The sequence below is a fragment of the Pseudomonas helmanticensis genome, assembly GCF_900182985.1.
GTDB lineage: Bacteria > Pseudomonadota > Gammaproteobacteria > Pseudomonadales > Pseudomonadaceae > Aquipseudomonas > Aquipseudomonas helmanticensis.
The window spans coordinates 1,061,904-1,085,263 of the sequence record NZ_FXUY01000001.1; the positions used below are offsets into that span (position 1 = coordinate 1,061,904).

Annotated in this window: 19 protein-coding genes; 6 read left to right on the plus strand and 13 right to left on the minus strand. The window is 58.3% G+C overall.

The genetic code is table 11. The features are described from left to right. Nucleotide 1: 1 nt before the first annotated feature. Nucleotides 2–1,189: a pyridoxal phosphate-dependent aminotransferase gene (locus tag QOL84_RS04930; RefSeq protein WP_129393991.1), complete on the plus strand. Its 1,188-nt coding sequence runs from the start codon at nucleotides 2–4 to the stop codon at nucleotides 1,187–1,189. A gap of 290 nt (nucleotides 1,190–1,479) precedes the next feature. Here QOL84_RS04930 and QOL84_RS04935 read toward each other — a convergent pair whose 3' ends face one another. The 5 genes from QOL84_RS04935 to QOL84_RS04955 form a co-directional block, all read right to left on the minus strand. Continuing rightward, on the minus strand, nucleotides 1,480–2,457 hold the full coding sequence (locus QOL84_RS04935; RefSeq protein ID WP_283436401.1) for a 2-hydroxyacid dehydrogenase: 978 nt from the start codon (nucleotides 2,455–2,457) through the stop codon (nucleotides 1,480–1,482). Between the two features lie 13 nt (nucleotides 2,458–2,470). Beyond that, nucleotides 2,471–3,769 (minus strand): MFS transporter, encoded by a 1,299-nt coding sequence (locus QOL84_RS04940; RefSeq protein WP_283436402.1) that lies wholly within the window; start codon nucleotides 3,767–3,769, stop codon nucleotides 2,471–2,473. Nucleotides 3,770–3,825: 56 nt separating this feature from the next. After that, on the minus strand, nucleotides 3,826–4,845 hold the full coding sequence (locus QOL84_RS04945; RefSeq protein ID WP_283436403.1) for a sugar kinase: 1,020 nt from the start codon (nucleotides 4,843–4,845) through the stop codon (nucleotides 3,826–3,828). Then, nucleotides 4,838–5,620: a sugar phosphate isomerase/epimerase family protein gene (locus QOL84_RS04950; RefSeq protein ID WP_283436404.1), complete on the minus strand. Its 783-nt coding sequence runs from the start codon at nucleotides 5,618–5,620 to the stop codon at nucleotides 4,838–4,840. Before QOL84_RS04950 ends, QOL84_RS04945 begins: the two co-directional genes overlap by 8 nt. Before the next feature lie 151 nt (nucleotides 5,621–5,771). Then, nucleotides 5,772–6,797, minus strand: a complete 1,026-nt coding sequence (locus QOL84_RS04955; RefSeq protein ID WP_283436405.1) for a LacI family DNA-binding transcriptional regulator — start codon at nucleotides 6,795–6,797, stop codon at nucleotides 5,772–5,774. Between the two features lie 201 nt (nucleotides 6,798–6,998). Between QOL84_RS04955 and QOL84_RS04960 the strand changes: the two genes are divergently transcribed. From QOL84_RS04960 to QOL84_RS04970, 3 genes are all read left to right on the plus strand, one after another. Then, nucleotides 6,999–7,817 carry a hypothetical protein gene (locus QOL84_RS04960; protein ID WP_283436406.1) on the plus strand — a complete coding sequence of 273 codons (819 nt, stop codon included), beginning with the start codon at nucleotides 6,999–7,001 and terminating at the stop codon, nucleotides 7,815–7,817. A gap of 78 nt (nucleotides 7,818–7,895) precedes the next feature. After that, nucleotides 7,896–10,043, plus strand: a complete 2,148-nt coding sequence (locus QOL84_RS04965; protein WP_283436407.1) for a hypothetical protein — start codon at nucleotides 7,896–7,898, stop codon at nucleotides 10,041–10,043. 216 nt (nucleotides 10,044–10,259) lie between these two features. Beyond that, complete coding sequence (locus tag QOL84_RS04970) at nucleotides 10,260–12,668, plus strand: autotransporter outer membrane beta-barrel domain-containing protein (protein ID WP_283436408.1); 2,409 nt, start codon at nucleotides 10,260–10,262, stop codon at nucleotides 12,666–12,668. 49 nt (nucleotides 12,669–12,717) lie between these two features. Here QOL84_RS04970 and QOL84_RS04975 read toward each other — a convergent pair whose 3' ends face one another. The 4 genes from QOL84_RS04975 to QOL84_RS04990 form a co-directional block, all read right to left on the minus strand. Next, nucleotides 12,718–13,185, minus strand: a complete 468-nt coding sequence (locus tag QOL84_RS04975) for a hypothetical protein (protein WP_283436409.1) — start codon at nucleotides 13,183–13,185, stop codon at nucleotides 12,718–12,720. A 224-nt stretch (nucleotides 13,186–13,409) separates the two neighbouring features. Beyond that, nucleotides 13,410–14,051, minus strand: a complete 642-nt coding sequence (locus QOL84_RS04980) for a DUF1345 domain-containing protein (RefSeq protein ID WP_283436410.1) — start codon at nucleotides 14,049–14,051, stop codon at nucleotides 13,410–13,412. Nucleotides 14,052–14,187: 136 nt separating this feature from the next. Beyond that, nucleotides 14,188–17,283 (minus strand): efflux RND transporter permease subunit, encoded by a 3,096-nt coding sequence (locus QOL84_RS04985; RefSeq protein ID WP_283436411.1) that lies wholly within the window; start codon nucleotides 17,281–17,283, stop codon nucleotides 14,188–14,190. Nucleotides 17,284–17,298: 15 nt separating this feature from the next. Beyond that, the gene (locus tag QOL84_RS04990) at nucleotides 17,299–18,456 is read right to left on the minus strand and encodes an efflux RND transporter periplasmic adaptor subunit (protein WP_129393966.1); all 1,158 of its coding nucleotides are present in this window, start codon (nucleotides 18,454–18,456) and stop codon (nucleotides 17,299–17,301) included. Between the two features lie 293 nt (nucleotides 18,457–18,749). Between QOL84_RS04990 and QOL84_RS04995 the strand changes: the two genes are divergently transcribed. Both QOL84_RS04995 and QOL84_RS05000 read left to right on the plus strand, forming a co-directional pair. Beyond that, nucleotides 18,750–19,451 carry a response regulator gene (locus QOL84_RS04995; RefSeq protein ID WP_129393964.1) on the plus strand — a complete coding sequence of 234 codons (702 nt, stop codon included), beginning with the start codon at nucleotides 18,750–18,752 and terminating at the stop codon, nucleotides 19,449–19,451. A gap of 4 nt (nucleotides 19,452–19,455) precedes the next feature. After that, nucleotides 19,456–20,754: an ATP-binding protein gene (locus tag QOL84_RS05000; protein WP_283436412.1), complete on the plus strand. Its 1,299-nt coding sequence runs from the start codon at nucleotides 19,456–19,458 to the stop codon at nucleotides 20,752–20,754. A gap of 88 nt (nucleotides 20,755–20,842) precedes the next feature. Here the strand turns inward: QOL84_RS05000 and pncA are convergent, their stop codons facing one another. From pncA to QOL84_RS05020, 4 genes are all read right to left on the minus strand, one after another. After that, nucleotides 20,843–21,469 carry a bifunctional nicotinamidase/pyrazinamidase gene (gene pncA, locus QOL84_RS05005; RefSeq protein WP_283436413.1) on the minus strand — a complete coding sequence of 209 codons (627 nt, stop codon included), beginning with the start codon at nucleotides 21,467–21,469 and terminating at the stop codon, nucleotides 20,843–20,845. A gap of 50 nt (nucleotides 21,470–21,519) precedes the next feature. Beyond that, entirely contained in the window at nucleotides 21,520–22,278 is a 759-nt protein-coding gene (locus QOL84_RS05010) for an anti-sigma factor family protein (protein ID WP_283436414.1), read from the minus strand. Beyond that, a complete protein-coding gene (locus QOL84_RS05015; protein ID WP_430458726.1) occupies nucleotides 22,275–22,760 on the minus strand; it encodes a sigma-70 family RNA polymerase sigma factor in 486 nt (161 codons plus the stop codon). Before QOL84_RS05015 ends, QOL84_RS05010 begins: the two co-directional genes overlap by 4 nt. Nucleotides 22,761–22,822: 62 nt before the next feature. After that, complete coding sequence (locus tag QOL84_RS05020; RefSeq protein WP_129393958.1) at nucleotides 22,823–23,356, minus strand: tetratricopeptide repeat protein; 534 nt, start codon at nucleotides 23,354–23,356, stop codon at nucleotides 22,823–22,825. Nucleotides 23,357–23,360: the final 4 nt, after the last annotated feature.

Sequence of the window (23,360 nt, forward strand, 5' to 3'; positions counted from 1 at the left end):
CATGCGCTATTCAGCCTTGACCCAACGAATCGCCGGGGACGGAGCCGCAGCCTGGCAGATTCATGACCGAGCGCTGGAGTTGCGCGCTGAGGGTGTCGATATCCTGCTGCTGAGCGTTGGCGATCCGGATTTCGATACGCCGCTGCCGATTGTTCATGGCGCCATCGACAGCCTGTTGGCTGGCGATACGCATTACTCCGAAGTGCGCGGTCGCGCGGCGCTGCGCAAGCTGATTGCCGAACGGCATCGGCGCCACAGTGGCCATGCGGTCGATGCCGAGCATGTGATCGTTATGCCCGGCGCGCAATGCGCGGTGTATTCGGTGGCGCAATGCCTGCTCGATCCGGGCGATGAAGTGATCGTCGCCGAGCCGATGTATGTCACCTACGAAGGCGTGTTTGGCGCTTGCGGCGCGACGGTGGTGCCAGTGCCGGTGCGGCCGGAAAACGGTTTTCGCGTCGATCCCGCCGACGTCGCCGCGCGGATCACTGCGAAGACCCGCGCCATGCTCCTCAACAGTCCGAACAATCCTTGTGGCGCCAGCCTGTCGTTGTTGATCTGGCAGGAACTGGCGGCGCTGTGCGTGCGGCATGATCTGTGGCTGATCAGCGACGAGGTCTACAGCGAACTCCTCTATGAAGGCCAGCACATCAGCCCGGCGAGTCTGCCGGGCATGGCCGAGCGCACGGCGACGATCAACAGTCTGTCGAAATCCCACGCCATGACCGGCTGGCGCATCGGCTGGATGATCGGCCCCAAGCCGTTGGCGGAACACTTGGTCAATCTGTCGTTGAGCATGCTGTTTGGTCTGCCGGACTTCGTGCAGAAAGCCGCCGAGGTCGCGCTGGCCTCGGATCTGCCGGAAGTCACGCAGATGCGCGAGGAATACCGTTTGCGTCGGGATCTGGTGTGCGAACGTTTGCGTGGCTGCCCGGGGCTGTACCCGATCCGCCCGGATGGCGGCATGTTTGTCATGGTCGACGTGCGCGAGACCGGGTTGGGTGCGCAGGCGTTTGCCGAGCAGTTGCTGGAAGGTTACGGGGTTTCGGTGTTGGCCGGCGAGGCCTTCGGGCCGAGTGCGGCGGGGCATATTCGCATCGGCCTGGTGGTGGACCGGGTGAAACTGGCGGACGCTTGCGCGCGGATTGCGCTGTGTGCGGCGCAGCTGTTGCAGGCGCGTAGTGCCTGATAGATGTGTGTTGTTTTCACCGGCCTCTTCGCGAGCAAGCCCGCTCCCACATTTGAAATGCATTCCCATGTGGGAGCGGGCTTGCTCGCGAAGGCGGCCTTAAAAACGCTACAAAACCTCAGCCCTGCCAAGCCGACGGATTCACCGGATGTTGCAGGTGCGCAGTGCCTGATAGATGTGTGTTGTTTAATTCGGCCTCTTCGCGAGCAAGCCCGCTCCCACATTTGAAATGCATTCCCATGTGGGAGCGGGCTTGCTCGCGAAGGCGGCCTTAAAAACGCTACAAAACCTCAGCCCTGCCAAGCCGACGGATTCACCAGATTCGCCGGCTTCTGCCCAGCCAACGCCGCGAGCAGATTCTCCACCGCACAGCGCGCCATCGCCTCACGCGTTTCATACGTTGCCGAACCCATATGCGGCGTCGCCACAACATTATCGAGCTGCAACAACAACGAGTCATGATTCAGCGGTTCACGCTCGAACACATCCAGCCCGGCCGCGCGAATCCGTTTGTTGCGCAACGCATCGATCATCGCCGCCTCATCGACCACCTTGCCCCGCGAGATATTGATGAAGATGCTTTCCGGGCGCATCAATGCAAACTGCTCGGCACCGATCAAGCCTTCGGTCTGCACCGTCAGCGGCAAGGTCAGGCAGATGAAGTCGGCCTGCGAGAGCAAGTCCTCAAGACTGCGATATTGCGCAGCGAATCGCGCCTCGACCGCGGGTTTGCGCGACTGGCTGTGATAGAGCACCGGCATGCCGAAACCGAAATGCCCACGCTGCGCCAGTGCTTCACCGATCCGGCCCATGCCGATGATCCCCAGGGTCTTGCCGTGCACATCGGTGCCGAAATGTGCCGGGCCGATGTTGCGGCTCCATTGACCGCTACGCACCATGTTCGCCAGTTCCACGACACGGCGCGCAGTCGCGAGAATCAGCGCGAAACCGGTGTCGGCAGTGGTCTCGGTGAGCACGTCCGGGGTGTTGGTGAGGACGATTTGGCGCCGGCTCAGATAGTCGATGTCGTAGTTGTCGACGCCTACCGACACACTGGCAATCGCCTGCAGTTGCGGTGCGAGATCCAGCAACGCGGCATCGAGTTTCAGACTGGCGCCGAGCAAACCGTGGGCGCGGGGCAGGGCGTCACGCAATTGCATCAGGCCGTCGGCGTTTAGGCGTTCGATCAGCGTCACTTCGCACTGGTCTTGCAGACGCGCCATCAACGCTGGCGAGAGTTTCTTGTACAACACGACGTGTTTTTTCATGGCAAAAGTCTCTTCAGGAGTGCGCCGGCACGACACGCGTGGCAGCGGCTTTGGCCACGACACGATCACTGGCGCCGGGCTTGAGGAAAATCGTCAGCACCACCGAGAGCAGCAGTGCGCCGCTCATCAGCAGATACGAAGCGCCGGGCGAACCGGTGGAGCTGTTCAGGTAGCCGACCAGATACGAGCCGCCAAACGAACCGAGCGCGCCCATGCTGTTGATCAACGCCATGGCGCCGCCGGCGACGTTGGCCGGGAGGATCTCCGGGACGATCGCGAAGAACGGCCCGTAAGGTGCGTACATGCAGGCGCCGGCAATCACCAGCAACGTGTATGACCACCAGAAGTGTTCTGCACCCAAGGCGTAAGAGCCGTAGAACGCAATGGAGGCGATCAGCAGCGGCGGCCAGACGAAGCGTTTGCGTTTTTGCAGTTTGTCCGAGCCCCACGACACGCCGAGCATGCCGATCACCGCCGCCAGATACGGCAGCGCCGACAGCCAGCCAGCCTCGATCATGTCCATTTGCGCGCCGGCCTTGAGAATCGATGGCAGCCACAAGACAAAGCCATAGACGCCGATGCTCCAGCAGAAAAACTGCAGCGCAAGAATGATCACCTTCGGCGACCGGAATGCCTCGGCATAGTTCTTCACGGCTTTGATCCCGACCTGCTCGGCAGCCAGGGCACTTTCCAGATCGTGCTTTTCCTCATCGCTCAGCCACTTCGCCTGAGCTGGACGATCATCGGCCAGACGCCACCAGATAAACGCCCAGATCACCGCCGGCAAACCTTCGATGATGAACATCCAGCGCCAGCTGAAATGCTGCACCAGATACCCCGAAACCACCGACATCCACAGCATCGTTACCGGGTTGCCGAGGATCAGGAAGGTATTGGCCCGCGAGCGTTCGGCACGGGTAAACCAGTGGCACAGATACACCAGCATCGCTGGCATCACCGCCGCTTCGACCACGCCGAGCATGAAGCGAATGACGATCAGCCAATAGGCGTTGGAGACCACGCCGGTTAACGTCGCGAGCCCGCCCCAGAGGATCAGACTGACGAAAATCAGCTTTTTCACGCTGTGCTTTTGCGCGTAGATCGCACCGGGTACCTGGAAGAAAAAGTAACCGAGGAAGAACAGCGCACCGAGCAGGGACGACAGCCCCGGTGTGATCATCAGGTCGGCAGCCATGCCCGATGCGGCGGCGAAGCCGTAGTTGGCGCGATCGAGATACGCCAGGCTGTAGGTGATGAACACGATCGGCATGATGTACCACCAGCGACGGCTGGCGAGGGTTGCGGTTTTCATGGTTTTGCTCCTGAGCTTGTTGTTTTTGTCGCAGCAGGTTCAATTATTTGCGGTGCCTAGGCGGAGCTCTTCGCGAACAAACCCGATCCCACATTGAAATGCGATTCAACAGTGGGAGCGGGCTTGCTCGCGAAGGCGGCCTCAAATTCAACAGATAATTCCAGGCGAGTCGGCAAACCCTCCATATCCCCGCGACTCTGCACCGCGCGACTGCCAATCCAGTTCGCGCGCTGCACCGCCTCGGCAAAACTCCGATGTTCCAGCAGGGCACTGATCATCCCCACCGCAAAGCCGTCACCGGCACCAACCGTATCGACAACGCTGGCCACCGGCACGCCAGCGACAAAACCTTGATCGAGTTGTGTGCGGTAGTAAGCGCCTTGCGGCCCAAGCTTGATCGCCACCGCTTCGGCGCCTTGGTCGAGATAAAACGCGGCGATGTCTGCCGGGTCGTCGAAACCGGTCAGCAGACGGCCTTCGCTCAAACCCGGCAGCACCCAATGGGCGAGGCCGGCGAGACGGTTGATTTCAGTGATCATCTCGCGCTCGCTGGCCCACAGGCTCGGGCGCAAGTTGGGATCGAACGACACGCTGCGCCCGGCTTCGCGCATGCGCGTCATCAGCTCGAACGACATCTCCCGCGCCGAGGCCGAGAGTGCCGGTGGAATACCCGTGGCGTGCAGATGGCGAGCGCTCAGCAGGCTGGCGCTGATTGATTGCGGCGACAGATGACTGGCCGCCGAACCGCGCCGGAAATATTCGACCTGCGGATCGCTGCCATCGTCATTGCGGGATTTGAACTGGAACCCGGTCGGATGTTGTTTATCAACATCGACATGGCGGCAATCCAGACCTTCTTTGAGCAACGTCTCGACCACAAAGCGACCCAGCGAATCGTTGCCGACCCGGCTCAACCACGCGACGTTGAAACCCAGACGCGAAAGGCCGATCGCGACATTGCTGTCCGCCCCGGCAATACGTTTGTGAAATTGCTCGACGCTGGCCAGGTCACCGGTCTGCTCGGCCACCAGCATCGCCATGGTTTCGCCGAACGAGAGAATATCGATCTCAGACATGAGCAGGCTCCAGACGCGATTGACCCAGGCGGGCGAGGGCGGCGACGTGTTCGCGCGTCAGTTGCAGCAGGTCATCGCCCTGCAACGGATATTCCGCCGCGCGCATAACGCCTTGGGCCATGTGCCGCAACAGTTGTTCCCACAGATGCAGGTCACTCACCGCTGGCGGCACCGCGACCAGTTTGCCGTCCTCGCGGCGCGCCACGGCTTTGCAATGCACGTAGCCAACATGTCGACCGAGCAGGCGTGCGGCGCTGGCGGCGGACTGGTCCTGCCACTGCCAGTTGCCAATGTCGAAGGTCATTTTGATCGGCAGGTTGTGCTGCTCGACTGCCGCGAAAAAGCGCTGAAACGGTTCGATGCGTCCGCCGTGCACGGTCTGGTCGTTTTCTACCAGCAACTGCACCGGGCTGAGCTTCAAGCGTTCGGCCAAGGCCTGTAAATCATTGTTGTCGGTAAAGTACCCGAGAGAGACCTTCAGCCATTTCGAACCAAATGCCTCGGCCTGTTGCAGGGCAGTGATCAACTCGGGATTGGGCCGCGCCTGACCGGCGAGCCACAGTTCGGTCGGTGACGAATAGATACTTTGCAAGCCGTGGGATTGGCTGGCCTCAGCCAGTTGGGCGGGGTCTTCGCGCGTCAGCAGTTCTTCGCGCCATTCGATGCGATTCGCCCCGGCGCTCGCCAGGATTTCGATGAAAGAGCCTTGGCCGCGCTGGCGCACCAGGTCGGCGCCGTAGCTGGAAAGGCTGATGGAAACGGCGGGTTTATTCATTGTTATTGACCTCTGAAACCGGTTTCATTTTTGTTCAAAAAAATATTCGATGTTTCTGCGATGTTCTTGCCGGCCCTTTCGCGAGCAGGCTCGCTCCCACAATGGAATGCGATCACCCTGTGGGAGCGAGCCTGCTCGCGAAGGCGTCAGTTCAACCACCGACCCCAAGGGTCGACCCACGCTCAATCAGCACCGGCGCGAAATCCACCACCTGCGCCACCTCATTATTCCCACGCAAACGCCTGAGCAAACACTCAAACGCCCGCGCGCCAATCTCTTGCGTCGGCTGCGCCAGCGCGGTAATCCCGCTGCCCACCAACGGATACCAATCCAGATCATCCAGCGCGATCAGCCCGACATCCTCGAACAGCCGGCAGCCAATCTCGCGCAGCGCCAGAGTGCAGGCCAGCGCTGCCACGCCATTGGCGCAGAACAAGGCTTTCGAGCCCGAATCAGGTGTGTTCAAAAAGGTTTGAAGATCGTTCGCCAGGTTCGAACCGGTCTCCAGCACCGCCCCACGTATGTCTTCGCGCTGGCCAACCTGCCGCTGAAAACTGCTGACCCGCTCGATCCGCGAACTGGTGCCGTCATACGGCTCAGTCACCAACAGCACATCGCGATAGCCGCGTTGTTCAAGGTGCGTCAACGCCATCTCAACGGCTTGCGGGTTGTTCAGCCCGACCATGTCGCTGTCCAGCCCGTCGACCTTGCGATCCACCAGCACCAGCGGCATTTCCCGCTTCAGCTCATCCAACTCATCCCGGTGATGGCCCAGGGTGTTCACGATCAGCCCTTCGATGTTGTACGAGCGCAGCAGCGCCAGGTGCTGGCGCTCCTGCTCGTCATCGCGGTCGGTGTTGCACACCACCAGGCTGTAACCGTGCGCACGGCAGGCGGTTTCCACTCCGTGCATCACGGCAATCGAATAAGGGTTGCGGATATCGGCCACCAGCATGCCGATCAAGCGCGTGCGGCCGCGCTTCAGGCCGCGGGCCATCTGATTGGGACGGTAGCCAAGTTCGGCAATCGCCTGCTCGATGCGCCGGGCAATGGCATCGGAAAGCAGGGAGCGGTCATCGCCGATGAAGCGCGAGACGCTGGCCTTGGACACGCCGGCGTGTTCAGCGACGTCGAGCATGGTCACGCGGCTGCGCTGGGCGGCGGAAAAATCGTTCACGGTTGGGTCTTCTTATTGTCTGAAACCGGTTTCAGGAAACAGGATAATGACCACTCCCGTCAAGTTGAAAAACTTCTGGACAATGAGTAAATCCGACCGACGGTAGCGATACCTGTCAGATCTGACAGTGGGCGATATTCCTGTATGAGCGCTTAATAAACTTCTCGTTAAGTTGTATTTCCGTTGTAGAGGCGGCCCTCAATGTCCGAAAAAAAACCACCGGGTGATGGAAAAACTGTCGTCAGTCCTGCCCCAGCGGACCCCATCTCGACACTGGACTATGCACCTCCCGGTGTCGTGGAAGTTGATGCGAACTGGGTCATCCTCGATGTTGCCCATCAAAATGGATTGACTGTAATTGTTCCACGATGGGATTCACCTTCCCCGGACGAGTTGCCGAATGAACTATATCTGTATTTGAATGGCACGGAGGTTTTTCACGATACTTATATCAGTCCTCTGACTCAGCTAGAGTTCCGTCCGATCATTGATTCAAAGTACTTCTCGATCGATGGAACGTATCGACTAACGTATGAAACTGTTACCACCGGTAATCACGCCTATTCCGATCCGCGGGATCTTACTGTCAGGCGTTTGCCCGTGGTCTTGCTGCCTGAGCCCGTTTATCCGGCCGCTACACTGTGGGGGTATCTGAACTGTTTTACCCAGCCCCCAATTTGGGTGGTCGTGATCGTGCGCGTTCCGTTACCTACAAAAACAACCTGGCAGGTAGATGATGAACTGCATCTTTTTTGGGCAGGATATGAAACGCTGAATGGATCCGGTACTGCGCTTTTCTCGCATACGGTGATTAAAACACTGACAGCGCAGGATGTGATTGGTGATTATGAGTTTCGAATAACTGATTTCAAGAACTTTATAGAGCCGCTGGAAAAGGACGCCTCAGTCCGCGCGGTATATTCGATTTACCGCAAAGGTGTACTTGTTGCTGAGTCCAGTGCGGGACTAGTGAAGATTGATCGTGCCATCCCCGGGGAAAGTCATTTCTGTGGACCATGATCAATGGTGTGTGTGTTCGATGTTGGTTAATGAAATATGTTAGTGCGGGTATCACTACTTGACGAAAGGAACTGTCACATGACAATCGATATGAAATTGAATGCGGTTCAACAGGCTGCCGAAAACTCCCGAGTAGCACTCAGGCAAAAAAGTCTGAGTGCAGGCGGAGTACTGGCGGATTCACCGAAGCCCGTGATCGTCGGTGTGCCGAATGGGGGCACGGTTCCGGTCGCGTTGTTAAAAAGTACCGCAGCGCAAGCGGGAACCACGACAGCCGCTCGTCAGCCGGATCTGCCTGTAACATTGAGGGTTTCCGGCTGGGAGTTTCCGAATGACCGGGATATGGTGGTGATCGAGGGCTATCCATTTAAGCAAGGTGTGGATGATCCCGACAAGCCGGAGGATTGGGTTTGGGAAGTACTCCATACTGAACCGGCGCCTCCCGTTGCGGGCCGCCCGACCGAGTGGAACGTCACGATACCTGCAGGCAAATTGACGGACCTTCCAGCGACGGGATCAGTTTCGCCCACGCACTGGAAAATCCAGAGCTCCGGAGCCTTGGATGGCAACCCGCAATACTCTGAAATCGCGGATTATTTCGTCGATATTTTTGCTCCCTTTCACAACAAGGGCGATGTACGACTCGCCCCTCCAACTCGTCTCGACTTTCCGTTACCCCTCGGCGCCAAAATTGATACCGCTTATCTGGGAACCATCGCAACCACCGGGATGGAATTCACGCTCCCGGTCACTGACGCCAAGTGGGTCTACAAGGCGACGGATAAGGCCTTCATTTATCTGAGTTCGAACTTGCGGCCGTCACGCCAGCTTGTACCCACGCTGATTGTTGACCCGGTGCCTGCGGACGGAAAAGTCTCAATACCTGCTTCAGAGATCGGCAAACTGCAAAACGGAACCTGTTGGCTGATCATGGCCTATGAGGATGAAACCGGTAACCGCAGCCTCGATATGCTCGCCAACAGCCGAATCGTCGAGTTTGTGCCCCTGCCTGTGCCGGCGCCTCCTGTGGTTGATGCCGCTAGCCAGGCCGGAGATAACACGATCGATATCAAGGATGCCGAGGATGCCGAGCCAACCGGTATCACCGTCAGGGTCTTTCGACCGCTCAATACTCAAGATACGGATCAGGCTACGGTCTTCGTAGAAGGCTATGAAACTCTTGAGCTTGTTCCGCCGGTGGACGCATTTGGAACCAACAATGAGTTGGTGTTCAGAATGAAGTACACAGATCTCAAATTGATCTATGCCACTGAAACGGGCGGAGACCCGGATGCCCGGGAAATTCCTCTGAGTTTCAAATGGACCTGGGTACGAGGTATCCAGACCAAAGACTCCCCGCCCGCTACGCCGGATCTGGATTTGTCCTATCCAGGTGAGAATCCGGATGAACCCAGCTTGATCAACCGCAATTTCGCCAAGGTACAACTGCGTGGTGTCGACAATCTACTCAATATCCTTGGGCCTGGTGACCTGGTTACAGATCCGAAGGTCATCATCCCCATGCCGACCGGCAGCGCCAAATTACCTGCCAACGTTGTTTGTACCTGGTATTACAACGGGAAGCCGATCGCCGAATTTTCACCTGATGGATTGACTCAATTTGAAGGTGAGCTACCAGCTGCAGAGGTCGTCATCGGTGGTCCGGGGGAAAAGCTTACTTACTGGAGTTGTTCGTTTATCGGTGGCATCAATCCGCAACGCTCACTCGATGAAACGGTGACCGTGACAACGGTCAGGAAAACCGTACCCATTCCTGCGATTGATAGATTGTATCTCACCACAACGATCAACTGCCCGACCGTTGGATTTGTCAGGGGAAACAAACCTCCACTCCCTTCTCTCACATTCACGACAGCAGCAGACCCGGTTCTGGCAGGCTTGAGAAGCATCACTGCGCATTGGGTCGGAACAACTAACGCTGACGGGACGGGGCCCATCTCCGGCACGGACGAGGATGTTGACATTCCAGTGACGGGTAATGAAACCACGACGGGGATCGTTGGGTCGATTGCGGAGTATCTGACTAAAATCGTGCCTATCCAGACACGGCCGGAGCCTTTCCCTGCGCCCCCTCCACCCATTACTTATGCATCACTCAAGTATTCGGTGGAATGGACAGACGGTACTAAAGCCACTTCGGACGCCACCGTGAAAATGGTTTCAATTGTTAACGGCAATCGTGAGTTCTGTCACGAGGTGAGGTGACGCGTACGGAGTTCCATGAATGACAAGGAGGCATGAAAGTGCCTCCTTGCGTTATCTGTTACCGGATAGATCCGGACTTACCCTCCATGACTTGAGGATTAATCCTACATAAATGTAGGCGACTGGTCTGTAGTCTGGCGTGCGCTTTCGGGTCGGACTGCTCTGATGAGTGAGTCATCCTGGTCAACATTATGATACCTCCGAGTGGTTATTCTTATGGCTTCGCACATTGGTTCGACAGACGTACCTGTTTCTTGCAAAGATAAGTTGTGCCTTGTTGCATTTTCCCTTCTGGTTACATCTTTTGCCGAGGCTCGCCCCATTATTGTTGACGAGACTATCAACAACGGAGCGCTTGTTGAGGATTTCATTGTTGGTCAAGGTGCGACGTTAACGGTTAATGACGCCACCACTCTTAATATTTCTACGAATGCGGCAAAGTTGGTGGTCAATACTGGCACGTTGCAGGATATCAGAGCTAATAACGGTTCCACTGTCACGCTTGACAAAGCGACCGTCATTGCTCGAGCAAATCAGCCAGGGGTCACAATCACCAACTCGATGGCAACGATCAACAACAGCACCATCACAAGTGATGGTACTGGGCTACAAGTTGCTCGCGTGCCCAGTTCTCCGCTTACGACGGTGGTCTCGTTGTCCGGTAGCACTGTAATGGGGGGGGCAAGTGGAGCCGTGGTCAGCGCACAAACTACACTCAATATGAGTAACTCAGACCTGCTGTCTCAGAGCTCTACGGGCTACGGATTGCGTCTCGCGAGTGGAGATGTCTTCGCTAGAGGGGGGCGAATGGAAGGCGGGCTTAACGGCATACTTCTGAGTGGCGATAACTTTATCAGTCGGGCCAATACACTTGTACTGGATGGCACTAAGGTAATAGGGGGAAGTGGCGCGGCTATCTCCGTGGACCCCAGCGGACGCCCAATTGCGACCAATATCCATATACTCAATGGCGCGAGTTTGACCGGCGGTAATGGCAATTTTCTGGAAGTCGGTAACAGAGGAACAGTAAATCTTATTGCTGACAATGCCGTTCTGAAAGGCGATGTGGTCGTGACAGGCGGAGCAACTACCAATATTTCTTTGCAAAACGCAAGTTCGTTGACCGGCAATCTGAATAACGTAGCAGTGATCAGCTTGAATAATCAAAGCTCTCTCAAAGGGAATGTGGGCGGCGGCGTGGCCGGCGGTTCCTCAGTGCTGATCGATAATGGCTCTACAATAGACGGGAATATTGTTGATTCTTCGCGTGTAGATATCAGCAATGGCTCTCGGTGGACCATGGCAGATAATAACCAGCTCAATAGGTTGCACCTCAATGGCGGTAATGTTGTTCTGGGGAGTGGTGGCGATTTCAAAAAACTGGATATTGTCAACCTGTCTGGTAATGGTCTGTTTGATATAAGAGCCAATTTTGCTGCTGACAAGAGCGACGTCTTCAATGTGACCGGTACGGCGACAGGTAATCATCAACTGCGGGTAGCCGCGAGCGGAACTGAATTTGCAACAGGCAACGCGATAAAAGTCGGTAGCGTTAACACGGGAGACGCCGCATTCAGCCTGTATAACGGGCGACCGGTAGATGCAGGCGCTTTCACCTACAAACTATTGAGCGAAAATGGCGGGGTGTACCTGGCGCCAGACAAGGAAGTCGTCAGTACCGGTACCAATGCAGCTCTGGCGATTGCCGGCACCGCGCCGACTATCCTGTACTCGGAAATGACCACGTTGAATAGTCGTCTTGGTGACCGACGGTTGAGTGGTAGCGAGCCCAATACCTTGACGCGGGCCACTGGCGAATCCCCCTCCGGTGTATGGATCCGCAGCTATGAGAACCAGTACAACGTGGCTAACGCCTATGGTGACGGTTTCTCACAAAAACAGCGTGGGATATCAGTGGGAGCCGACACGCCATTTCCGTTTGGTGACGGACAGTGGCTTATAGGTGGATTCGGCGGCTACAGCAAGACTGATATGGATCTGAAGTGGGGGAGCACTGCTGCAATCGACAGTTACTATGCTGGTGGTTATTTGACTTGGTACGATCGTCAAAGTGGTTATTACGTCGACACGGTGAGCAAGATCAACCAGTTTGATAACAGTGCCAAAATCACCCTGAGCGACGGAACTCGCACCCAGGGACACTATAAAAACCTTGCTGTAAGCGGCTCTGTTGAAGTGGGTAAATATGTTGCGTTTGATAACGGAATTTTTATCGAACCTTTTACCCAGATTGCCGCTGCCGTTGCGCAGGGCAAGGACTACACGCTCGATAATGGCATGCGAGTTAGCACTGACCACGCACGCTCACTCGTAGGTAAGGTAGGGACATCGGTCGGGAGTCAAATTCGTCTGGATCGCGGCGGAGAACTGCAGCCTCGGCTAAAGGTAGCACTGGCGCATGAGTTTATAAAAAATAACGAGGTCAGTGTAAATGGCGCCGACTTTACTAATGATCTTTCGTCCACCAGCGTGGAGTTGGGCGCGGGCATTAACTGGGTGCCAGCGCGGAAAAGCTGGCAGGTATACTCCGAAGTCAGTACCAGCAAGGGGAAGACGGTCAACCAGGAATGGGGCGCAGGTGTAGGGTTGAGTTACAATTTCTAGAATAAAAAAAGGAAGCGATTGCTTCCTTTTTTGTTTTCAATGAAACGGGTCAAATGACTGATGTACTGTAAGCCAGATCCCCGGAGATCATGAATGACTGTCCATTCGTATCACTTACTGTGACGTCCAACTTGCCTGTTATGGTGCTCAGTTCATCTCTTTTATAGCCGAGCGTCAATATCACCGTGCCTTTCGTCGCGGTATGAATATACGGCTCTGGGTCGGAGGTGTCGGTATAGTCCATGTACAGTCCCTTCGGCTCGTCCGGAATAAAAAACTGGCCCGATTTTGATTCTTCTGGAAGGGCAAGGGTAATGGTTTTCTTGTCGACTCGATTCTCATCTACTTTTACGGTGTATTCGGCAGAAAACACCCAATAGTTTCCGCCCAGGTCCGGTAGATCTTTAAGCTCAAGAGTGAAATATTTCGCGTTGAAATCTTCCGTGTCTCCATTGCGAAGTACTTTTGCAGTGAATGAGTTGACGAGTCTGATTTGTGGTTTGACTAGCGCATTCATGAATGTTTCTCCAGAGTTAAGGGGGAGCTAATCCATAAGCCGGATCCAGCTTAAAGCATGGATGAACTATATAAGCGCGAGTGCTTTACTTTGTATACTGTCAGAGTTGACAGGTAGGCAGATGCAGGAAAGTGTGGATTGGTTTTTATACGTTCCCGCTATATCAAAAAGTAATTTTTGTGGCAGATTGGATGTGCGCCATCGACTGTGGAAGACAACTTTCATCAGCCGAACAAGCCAGCAGCAATATTAATTGAGAACCCCAGAATCGCCGTATTGAAAACAAACCCGATCAACGACTGCGCCAGCACGATCTTGCGCATCTCCCGCGTTGCCACGCCAACATCCGCCGTCTGCACCGCCACGCCGATGGTGAACGAGAAGTACAGAAAGTCCCAGTAATTGGGCGTTGTCAGGCCTTCGGCAAAGCGCAGCGCCGGTTCCTTGCCGTCCCAGGTGTAAAACAGCCTGGCGTAGTGGACGCAGAAAATCACCCCGATCAGCAGCCATGAGCCGATGACCGTCAGTGCGGTGAAGCCGTAGTGCATGAGTTTGCGGCTGGTCTCCAGATCCTTGCTGCCGGCCAGTTCCAGGGTGATGGTGGCCAGACTGGCCAGTGCGGCGATGCACACCACAAACAGCACCAGCCCGGCATTTTCATCTTCGACTTCGGCGATGCGTTTGACGTCTGGAGCCTTGGCGCGCACGGTCAGCCAGAACATCAGGACCAAATAAGTCCAGACGCCGGCGTTCCAGCCGATGAGGATTTTGCTGACGATCGAGTCAGCGGGAGCGAGCAGCCCGGTGGCGAGACCGACCAGCGCGGCGGCGGAGAGGCGAGGGTGGGTACGGGCGAGAAAGCGCATGGGGACTCACTTGGTGAACTGTCCCAGCACCATAGCTCACACACCCTTGCTTTTGTAGGAGCTGCCGCAGGCTGCGATCTTTTGATTTGTTTTGAAGATCAAAAGATCGCAGCCTGCGGCAGCTCCTACTTTTGCATCAGTGCCTGGTGAATCGTTGTACGAGCTTCATGACGACGACGAAGAAGACCGGGACGAAGATCACCGCCAGCGTCGCGGTGATCATTCCGCCGATCACGCCGGTGCCGATGGCTTGTTGGCTCGCGGAACTGGCGCCAGTGGCGATGGCCAGTGGCACTACGCCGAGAATGAACGCCAGTGACGTCATCACGATCGGACGCAGACGCAGACGCGCGGCCTGCAACGTCGCATCGATCAGGTCATGCCCTTCGTCATACAAGCTCTTGGCGAACTCGATGATCAGGATCGCGTTCTTCGCCGACAGACCAATGATGGTGATCAGGCCAACCTTGAAGAACACATCATTGGGCATCCCGCGCAGTGTCACCGCGAGTACCGCGCCGAGCACGCCCAATGGCACCACCAGCAACACCGAAGTTGGGATCGACCAACTCTCATACAGTGCCGCCAGGCAGAGAAATACGATCAGCAGCGACAACCCGAGCAGGATCGGCGCCTGACTGCCGGACAGGCGTTCCTGCAACGACAACCCGGTCCATTCCTGGCCCAGGCCTTTCGGGCCTTGGGCAACCAGACGTTCAATCTCGGCCATGGCTTCGCCCGTGCTGTGCCCCGGTGCCGGCTCGCCGGAAATGGCAATCGCCGGATAACCGTTGTAACGGGTCAACTGTGCCGGGCCCTGAATCCATTTGGCCTGCACAAATGCCGACAGCGGTACCATTTTTCCGTTGTTGTTGCGTACGTGCATCTTCAGCAGGTCATCGACCTGACTGCGCTGGCTGCCTTCGGCCTGTACGACCACGCGCTGCATCCGTCCCTGATTGGGGAAGTCATTGATGTAGCTCGAGCCGACGGCGGTGGACAGCACGCTGCCGATATCGGCAAACGACACGCCCAACGCATTGGCCTGTTTGCGGTCCACTTCGAGTTGCACTTGCGGTGCTTCGGCCAGTGCGCTTTCACGCACGTTCATCAGCACCGGGCTTTTCTCGGCGGCGGCTAGCAGTTCGGTGCGCGCCTGCATCAATGTTGCGTGGCCGAGGCCGCCGCGATCCTGCAAACGGAACTCGAAACCACTCGATGTGCCCAGGCCATCGACCGGCGGTGGCAGCACGGCGAAGGCCATGGCGTCCTTGATCTGGCTCAGGGCGATATTCGCGCGATCAGCAATCGAGCTTGCCGAGTCGTCGCTGCCGCGCTGCGACCAGTCCTTCAGTGTGCTGAACGCCAAGGCTGCGTTCTGCCCGCTGCCGGAGAAGCTGAAACCGAGAATCACCACGCTGTCGCTGATCCCCGGTTCGCCAGCGTTATGCGCCTCGAACTGTTCGGCCACCTGCACCGTACGGTTCTTGGTCGCGCCGGGTGGCAGCTGAATATCGGTGATGGTGTAACCCTGGTCTTCGACCGGCAGGAACGAGGAGGGCAGGCGCGCAAAAAGCAGACCCAGGCCGACCAGCAACACGCCGTAGATCAGCAGATAGCGACCGGTACGTTTCAGCGCATAACCGACCCAGCCCTGATAACGATCGGTCAGTTGCTCGAAGCGGCGGTTGAACCAGCCGAAGAACCCGCGTTTTTCGTGGTGTTCGCCTTTGGCGATCGGTTTGAGCAGCGTTGCGCACAGCGCCGGGGTCAAGGTCAGGGCGAGAAACGCCGAGAACAGAATCGAGGTGGCCATCGACAGCGAGAACTGCTGGTAGATCACCCCGACCGAGCCTTGCATGAACGCCATCGGAATGAACACCGCCACCAGCACCAGCGTGATGCCGATGATAGCGCCAGTGATCTGCGTCATCGCCTTGCGTGTGGCTTCCTTGGGCGACAAACCCTCGGTGGCCATGATCCGCTCGACGTTCTCGACCACGACAATCGCGTCGTCCACCAGAATGCCAATGGCCAGAACCATGCCGAACATGGTCAGCACGTTGATCGAGAAACCCAGCGCCAGCATGGTCGCGAACGTGCCCATCAATGCCACAGGCACCACCAGTGTCGGGATCAGCGTGTAACGCACGTTCTGCAGAAACAGGAACATCACCGCAAACACCAGCAACATCGCTTCGCCCAAGGTGTAGACCACTTTGGTAATCGAGACTTTGACGAACGGTGAAGTGTCGTACGGGATCTTGTATTCCACGCCCGCCGGGAAATAGCGCGCCAGCTCATCCATCTTCGCCCGCACCAGCGTCGCGGTGTTCAGCGCGTTGGCACCCGGCGACAGCTGCACGCCGACGGCGGTCGACGGTTTGCCGTTGAGGCGTGTACCGAACTGATATTCCTGACTGCCAACCTCGACCCGGGCGACGTCACCGATGCGCACGGTCGAACCGTCGGGATTGGCCTTGAGCACGATGTCGGCAAATTCTTCCGGCGTCGACAACTGGCCCTTGACCAGAATCGTCGCGGTGATTTCCTGGCTGGACGGGTTGGGCAAATCGCCAATGCTACCGGCGGAAACCTGGGCGTTCTGCGCGACGATGGCGGCGTTGACGTCAGCCGGCGTCAGGTTGAAACCGATGAGTTTCTGCGGATCGATCCAGATGCGCATCGCTCGCTCGGCGCCATACAGCTGCGCCTTGCCGACGCCATCCAGACGCTTGATCTCGTTCATCACGTTGCGCGCCAGATAATCGCTGAGCGCGACGTCATCGAGCTTGCCGTCACTGGACGTCAGGGTGATCAACAAAAGGAAACCGGAAGAGACCTTCTCCACCTGCAAGCCTTGCTGATTGACCGCTTGCGGCAGGCGTGACTCGACCACTTTCAGACGGTTTTGCACGTCAACCTGCGCCAGTTCCGGATTGGTGCCGGGCTGGAAGGTCGCTTTGATGGTCGCGCTGCCAAGGCTGCTCTGCGATTCGAAGTACAACAGGTGATCGGCGCCGTTGAGCTCTTCCTCGATCAGGCTGACCACGCTTTCATCGACGGTCTGCGCCGAGGCGCCCGGGTACACGGCATAGATTTCGATCTGCGGCGGCGCGACGTCGGGGTATTGCGCCACCGGCAATTGCGGGATGGCCAGCGCACCGGCCAACAGGATGAACAGCGCGACGACCCAGGCAAACACCGGGCGGTCGATAAAGAACTGCGGCATAGAAAAGCGTCCTGCTTACTGACCAGAAGTCTGGGCAAGTGGAAGAGGGGTGTCGTCGATCTGCACTTTTTCGCCGGCACGGGCGTGCTGCAGGCCTTCAATGACAATGCGGTCGCCGGGCTTGAGTCCGCCGGTGACGATCCAGCGATCGTTTTGCACCGCGCCCAGTTGCACCGGTTGCTGCGCCACACGCATTTGCGCGTCGACGGTCAGTACTTGCGCGATGCCGGCGCTGTCACGTTGAACGGCGCGTTGCGGCACGGTAATACCGTTCTGGATTTTCGCCTGTTCGATGCGCACACGGATGAAACTGCCCGGCAGCAGGTCGAGATCGGGGTTTGGAAATTCGCTGCGCAGGATGATCTGGCCGGTGCCCGGATCAACCGTGATATCGCTGAACAGCAGTTTGCCGGGCAACGCATAGAGACTGCCGTCATCCTGAATCAGCGTGACCTTGACCTGATCCTGACCGACCTCCTGCAACTGCCCGGAGCGGAACGCGCGACGCAGTTCGTTGAGCTCGCGGGTCGATTGCGTGACGTCGGCGTGAATCGGGTTCAGCTGTTGAATCAACGCCAGCGGCGTGGTTTCGTTCTGCCCGACCAGCGCGCCTTCGGTGACCAGTGCGCGACCGACACGCCCGGAAATCGGCGCGACGACGGTGGCGTAGCCGAGATTGAGTTTCGCCCGTTCGACGGCGGCTTTGTTCGCCGCGACATCGGCGGCGGTTTGCCGGGCATTGGCGCGCGCGTTGTCGTAGTCCTGAGCACTGATGGCTTTGTCGTCGATCAATTGCGCGTAGCGTTGTTCCTGCAATTTCGCCTGGAAGGCATTGGCTTCGGCTTTGCGCAGCGCGGCTTCGGCGCTGTCGAGGTCAGCCTTGAATGGCGCCGGATCGATGCGAAACAACACGTCGCCCTTTTTCACGTCGCTGCCTTCGCGAAAGGTCCGTTGCAGCACCACGCCGGCAACCCGTGCGCGCACTTCGGCAATGCGCGGCGCCGCGACGCGGCCGCTGAGTTCGCTGCTGATCGACAGGGGATGGGCCTCGATGGTTTCGATGCGCACGGTGGCCGGTGGCGCCTGTTCCTCGGCTTTCGAGGACGAGTCACAGGCACTCAGCGTCAGCGCCATTGCGATCAGGCCGAGCCCGGCCAACAGTTTGTTCGACATTTACCACCCCCAATATTGATGCGCGCATCCTACGGCCAGTCGCGCAGAGTAGCGGTGAAGCTTTGTAGGCGCTGTGTGAAATTGTGTAAGGGTTTTACTCAGGGACGGGTGAGGGCGTATATCCTTTAGCCCTTGAAATTTATTGCGACAGTTGCATCGCCATCGCGGGCAAGCCCGCTCCCACAGGGATCGGTTGTGGACACAAATCATGTGAACACCCGAAAACACTGTGGGAGCGGGCTTGCCCGCGATGAGGCCTTCAATGTCGCCACCGCACTTTCTGGAACACCTCCATGCCCAACATCCTCCTGGTCGAAGACGACACCGCGCTCGCCGAACTGATTTCCAGCTATCTGGAGCGCAATGGCTATTCCGTCAGCGTCATCGGCCGTGGCGATCACGTACGGGAGCGGGCGCGAGTCAATCCGCCGGATCTGGTGATTCTCGACCTGATGCTGCCGGGCCTCGACGGCTTGCAGGTGTGCCGCTTGCTGCGTGCCGACTCGGCGACGTTGCCGATCCTGATGCTCACCGCCCGCGATGACAGCCACGATCAGGTTCTGGGCCTGGAAATGGGCGCTGACGATTACGTCACCAAGCCTTGCGAGCCGCGTGTTTTGCTCGCGCGGGTGCGTACCTTGTTGCGCCGCAGCAGCCTCGGCGAGCCGTTGACGGTCAACGATCGCATCGTCATGGGCAACCTGTGCATTGATCTGTCCGAGCGCACCGTGACCTGGCGCGAGCAGTTGGTCGAACTGTCCAGCGGCGAGTACAACTTGCTGGTCGTGCTGGCCCGGCATGCCGGCGAAGTGCTGAGCCGTGACCAGATTCTGCAACGTTTGCGCGGCATTGAATTCAACGGCACCGACCGTTCGGTAGACGTCGCGATCTCCAAGCTGCGGCGCAAGTTCGACGACCACGCCGGCGAGGCACGCAAGATCAAGACCGTGTGGGGCAAGGGTTATCTGTTCAGCCGTTCCGAGTGGGAATGCTGAGCTGATGTTTCGCATCCTGTTTCGCCTGTATCTGGTGACGATTATCTCGTACAGCGCGGCGATCTATCTGGTACCGGACCTGGTGGTCATGGCCTTTCGTGATCGCTTCGTCACCTACAATCTCGATTATTCGCGCGGCCTGCAATCGCTGATCACCAAGCAGTTCCATGCTGCGCCGCACGATCAGTGGCCGGCGATTGCGGCGTCGATGGACAAGGATTTCCAGCCGTTGCATATCGTCCTCGCGCGTATCGACGACGCCGACTTCACCGCGATCGAGCAGCAACGGCTACGTCGTGGCGAGAACGTGGTGCGCATCGGTGACTGGGGCTGGCGCACGTTGGCGGTGACGCCGCTGAATGACGACATGGCGGTGCAAATGGTCGTGCCGCCGGACCCGATGGACGTCAATCTGTTGTACTGGAGCATCAACGTGCTGATCGGCGCGAGCCTGTTGGCGTGCCTGCTGCTGTGGTTGCGCCCGCACTGGCGCGATCTCGAACGCCTCAAGGGCACCGCCGAACGCTTCGGTAAAGGCCATTTGAGCGAACGCACAAAAATCGCCCAGAGTTCCAACATCGGCAGTCTGGCCAACGTCTTCGATACCATGGCCGGCGACATCGAAAACCTCCTGAATCAGCAGCGCGACCTTCTTAACGCTGTCTCCCATGAGCTGCGTACACCGCTGACGCGTCTCGATTTCGGCCTCGCGCTGGCGCTGTCTGACGACTTGCCGACCGCCAGCCGCGAGCGCTTGCAGGGTCTGGTCGCGCACATTCGTGAACTCGATGAGCTGGTGCTTGAGCTGCTGTCCTACAGCCGCTTGCAGAACCCGGCGCAATTGCCTGAGCAGGTTGAAGTCTCGCTGGACGAATTCATCGACAGCATTCTCGGCAGCGTCGATGAGGAACTGGAGTCGCCGGAAATCGTCATTGACGTGTTGCTGCATGGCCAGCTCGAACGCTTCTCGCTGGACCCGCGCCTGACCGCCCGCGCCATCCAGAACCTGCTGCGCAATGCCATGCGTTATTGTGAAAAACGCATCCAGATTGGCGTGCAGGTGAATGGCGAAGGGTGTGAGATCTGGGTCGACGACGACGGGATCGGCATCCCGGATGATGAGCGCGAACGGATTTTCGAGCCGTTCTACCGCCTGGACCGCAGCCGTGACCGAGCCACCGGTGGGTTTGGCCTGGGGCTGGCCATCAGCCGCCGGGCACTGGAAGCGCAGGGCGGCACGTTGACCGTTGAATCCTCCCCATTGGGCGGCGCCCGCTTCCGGCTATGGCTACCCACCCCCTGAAGCCCCTGTAGGAGCTGCCGCAGGCTGCGATCCGTTGATGTTGTTTTTAAGATCAAAGGATCGCAGCCTGCGGCAGCTCCTACATGGGTTAGATGAGGTCGCTTGACTGGATCAGGCCGACCCCGGCCAGTTGCATGCGCTCGGTCGCGGCTGCCAGCGAGCCCTGCAGATCGATCGCCCGACAGGCATCCAGCACGACAAATGCGTTGAAGCCCGCCGTGCGTGCATCCAGCGCGGAAAACATCACGCAGAAATCCAGCGCCAGTCCGACCATATAGACCGTGTCGATGCCACGCTCCTTGAGATAGCCGGCGAGCCCGGTGACCGTGGTGCGGTCGGCTTCGAGAAACGCCGAATAACTGTCGATGTCCGGGTTGCAGCCTTTGCGAATTACCAGTTGCGCGTGGGGCAGATCGAGTTCTGGGTGGAACTCGGCGCCGGGTGTTGCCCGTACGCAATGATCCGGCCATAGCGTCTGCGGGCCGTAGGGCAACTCAATCACATCGTAAGGCTTGCGCCCGGGATGGCTCGAGGCGAACGAAGCATGCCCGGCAGGGTGCCAGTCCTGCGCAATGATGACCTGCTTGAAAAGGCCGGCGAGACGGTTGATCAGCGGGACGATCTGATCGCCTTCAGGTACGGCCAACTGCCCGCCGGGGGTGAAGTCGTTCTGCACGTCGATGACCAGCAGCGCGCTGCGCGGGGAAATCTGCATCGGTATGTCCTCCTTGGATAATCACCCGCACAGAATAGTGGCAGCGGCCGTCATGCGCTCAGTCGTTCGATCAAATGCCTGGCCAGAACCTCTAGCTCCGGCGCCGGGTTATGCCCGATCAACATCCACGCGTGCTCGCGTTCGGTCCAGTACACCACGTTCATGGCGTGCCGGCGTTCGTGAGCCAGCGGCTGACTGCCGCTGTTGGAACGGGTGACGCATAAGGCCATGGGGCCATGCCTGGCATCGAGATAGGTTATTTGCGCGATCGGCACGCCATCGTATTCGAGCATTTGCGCGCGCTTGAACTCGGCGCCGGGCAGCCTCAGCGTGGCCGGTGCGAGGCTCAGGCCCAGTCGTGCGTCCACCGTACGCAACTGCGCGCGCTGACTCGCCTCGTCTGCCGGCAGATGATCAAGCGTCTGCGGGACATAAAGCGCCATGTAGTCGCCGACCAGTTCACGCCAGTTGTGGTCTTGCTGCGCTTGCCAGCCGAGCAACAGTCGATCGGCCAACACGCCGCCAGCCACCAGGGTGGCGGCCGCCGCGCCGATAAACCAGCGTCGGCTCAGCCCCGGATGTTCCGGTGACGCAATGCCGTCGAGCCGAGCCTGCAGGCGTTCCAGAGGCGCTTGCTGCGCCAGTTCATCGTAGGCCGCTTTGTACGGCAGACTGCTGCGGCTGAGCCATTGCACACGCAGGCTGAGCAGCGGATCGTCGGCGATCGCACTGTCGAGCTGGCTGCGCTGTTCGCGGTCGAGTTCATTGTCCAGGTAAGCGACCAGTTGTTCATCCGAAGGTGTGTTCATGACCGGTCTCCTTCGGTGGTTTTCGGCACCGCTTGCAGCGGCGGGTATTCGGCGAGTTTCAGGCGTGCGGTGGCCAGGCGGCTCATCACCGTGCCGATCGGCACTTGCAGGACATCGGCGACTTCGCGGTAGGACAAGCCTTCGACATAAGCCAGGTACACGGTTTCACGCTGGGTCTCGGGCAGGGCATCGACGCGGCGTATCACTTGCGCGGCCAGCACATGGGTTTGCGCGGCATATTCGCCATCGAACGCCAACTGGCCGTCGGCATCGACTTGGCCCGCGCCCTGACGCAAACGCCGCGCGCGTACTTCATTGAGCCAGATCGAATGCAGAATGCTTAGCAGCCAGCGGTCCATGCGCGTGCCGGCGATGTATTGAGCAGAACGTTCCAGCGCGCGCACACAGGTCGCCTGCACCAGATCCTCGGCGACATGCCGATTGCGCGACAGCAGCAAGCCGTAGCGCCACAATCGCGCCAGATGCTGTCCGAGTTCCGCTCTGAATGCCTGATCGCTGACGATGATGGCCTCCGCTATTGATGTCAGGTTTTCGATGAGTCGTTAATGGCTTGCGCCAGGTCCTGGTATTCCTCGCACGCCGTGCCGCAGATCGACCGGATCTGCTGCAACTGTTCTTGCGCGAGGTCGACGCGGCCTTTGATCACGTAGGCTTCGCCGAGGTATTCGCGCACTTGCGCGTACTGCGGATCGAGTTTTACCGATTGCAGGTAATAGCTGATGCCTTCGTCGGTACGCCCGAGTTTGCGCGTGGCGTAGCCGCGATAATTCAGCGCCTTGGCGGTGTTCGGCTGTTTCAGCGTGTCGAGCAACGCCAGTGCTTCCTCGTAGCGGCCAGCCTTGGCCAGACGATAGGCGTAATCGGTGCGGTCGGCATCGGGCAACAGGCTGCTGGTCTGCAAGACGCATTTTTGCGTTTTACTGTCCCAGACCTGGCCTTTCGGGCATTCAGGCTTCTGCACCGGCTCGTCGTCGTCACCATTGGCGAAGGCCAAATGACTGGACATGGCAGCCGCCAGTAGCAGCGGGGCGGCGAACATAACGGAACGGATAGTCATGGGC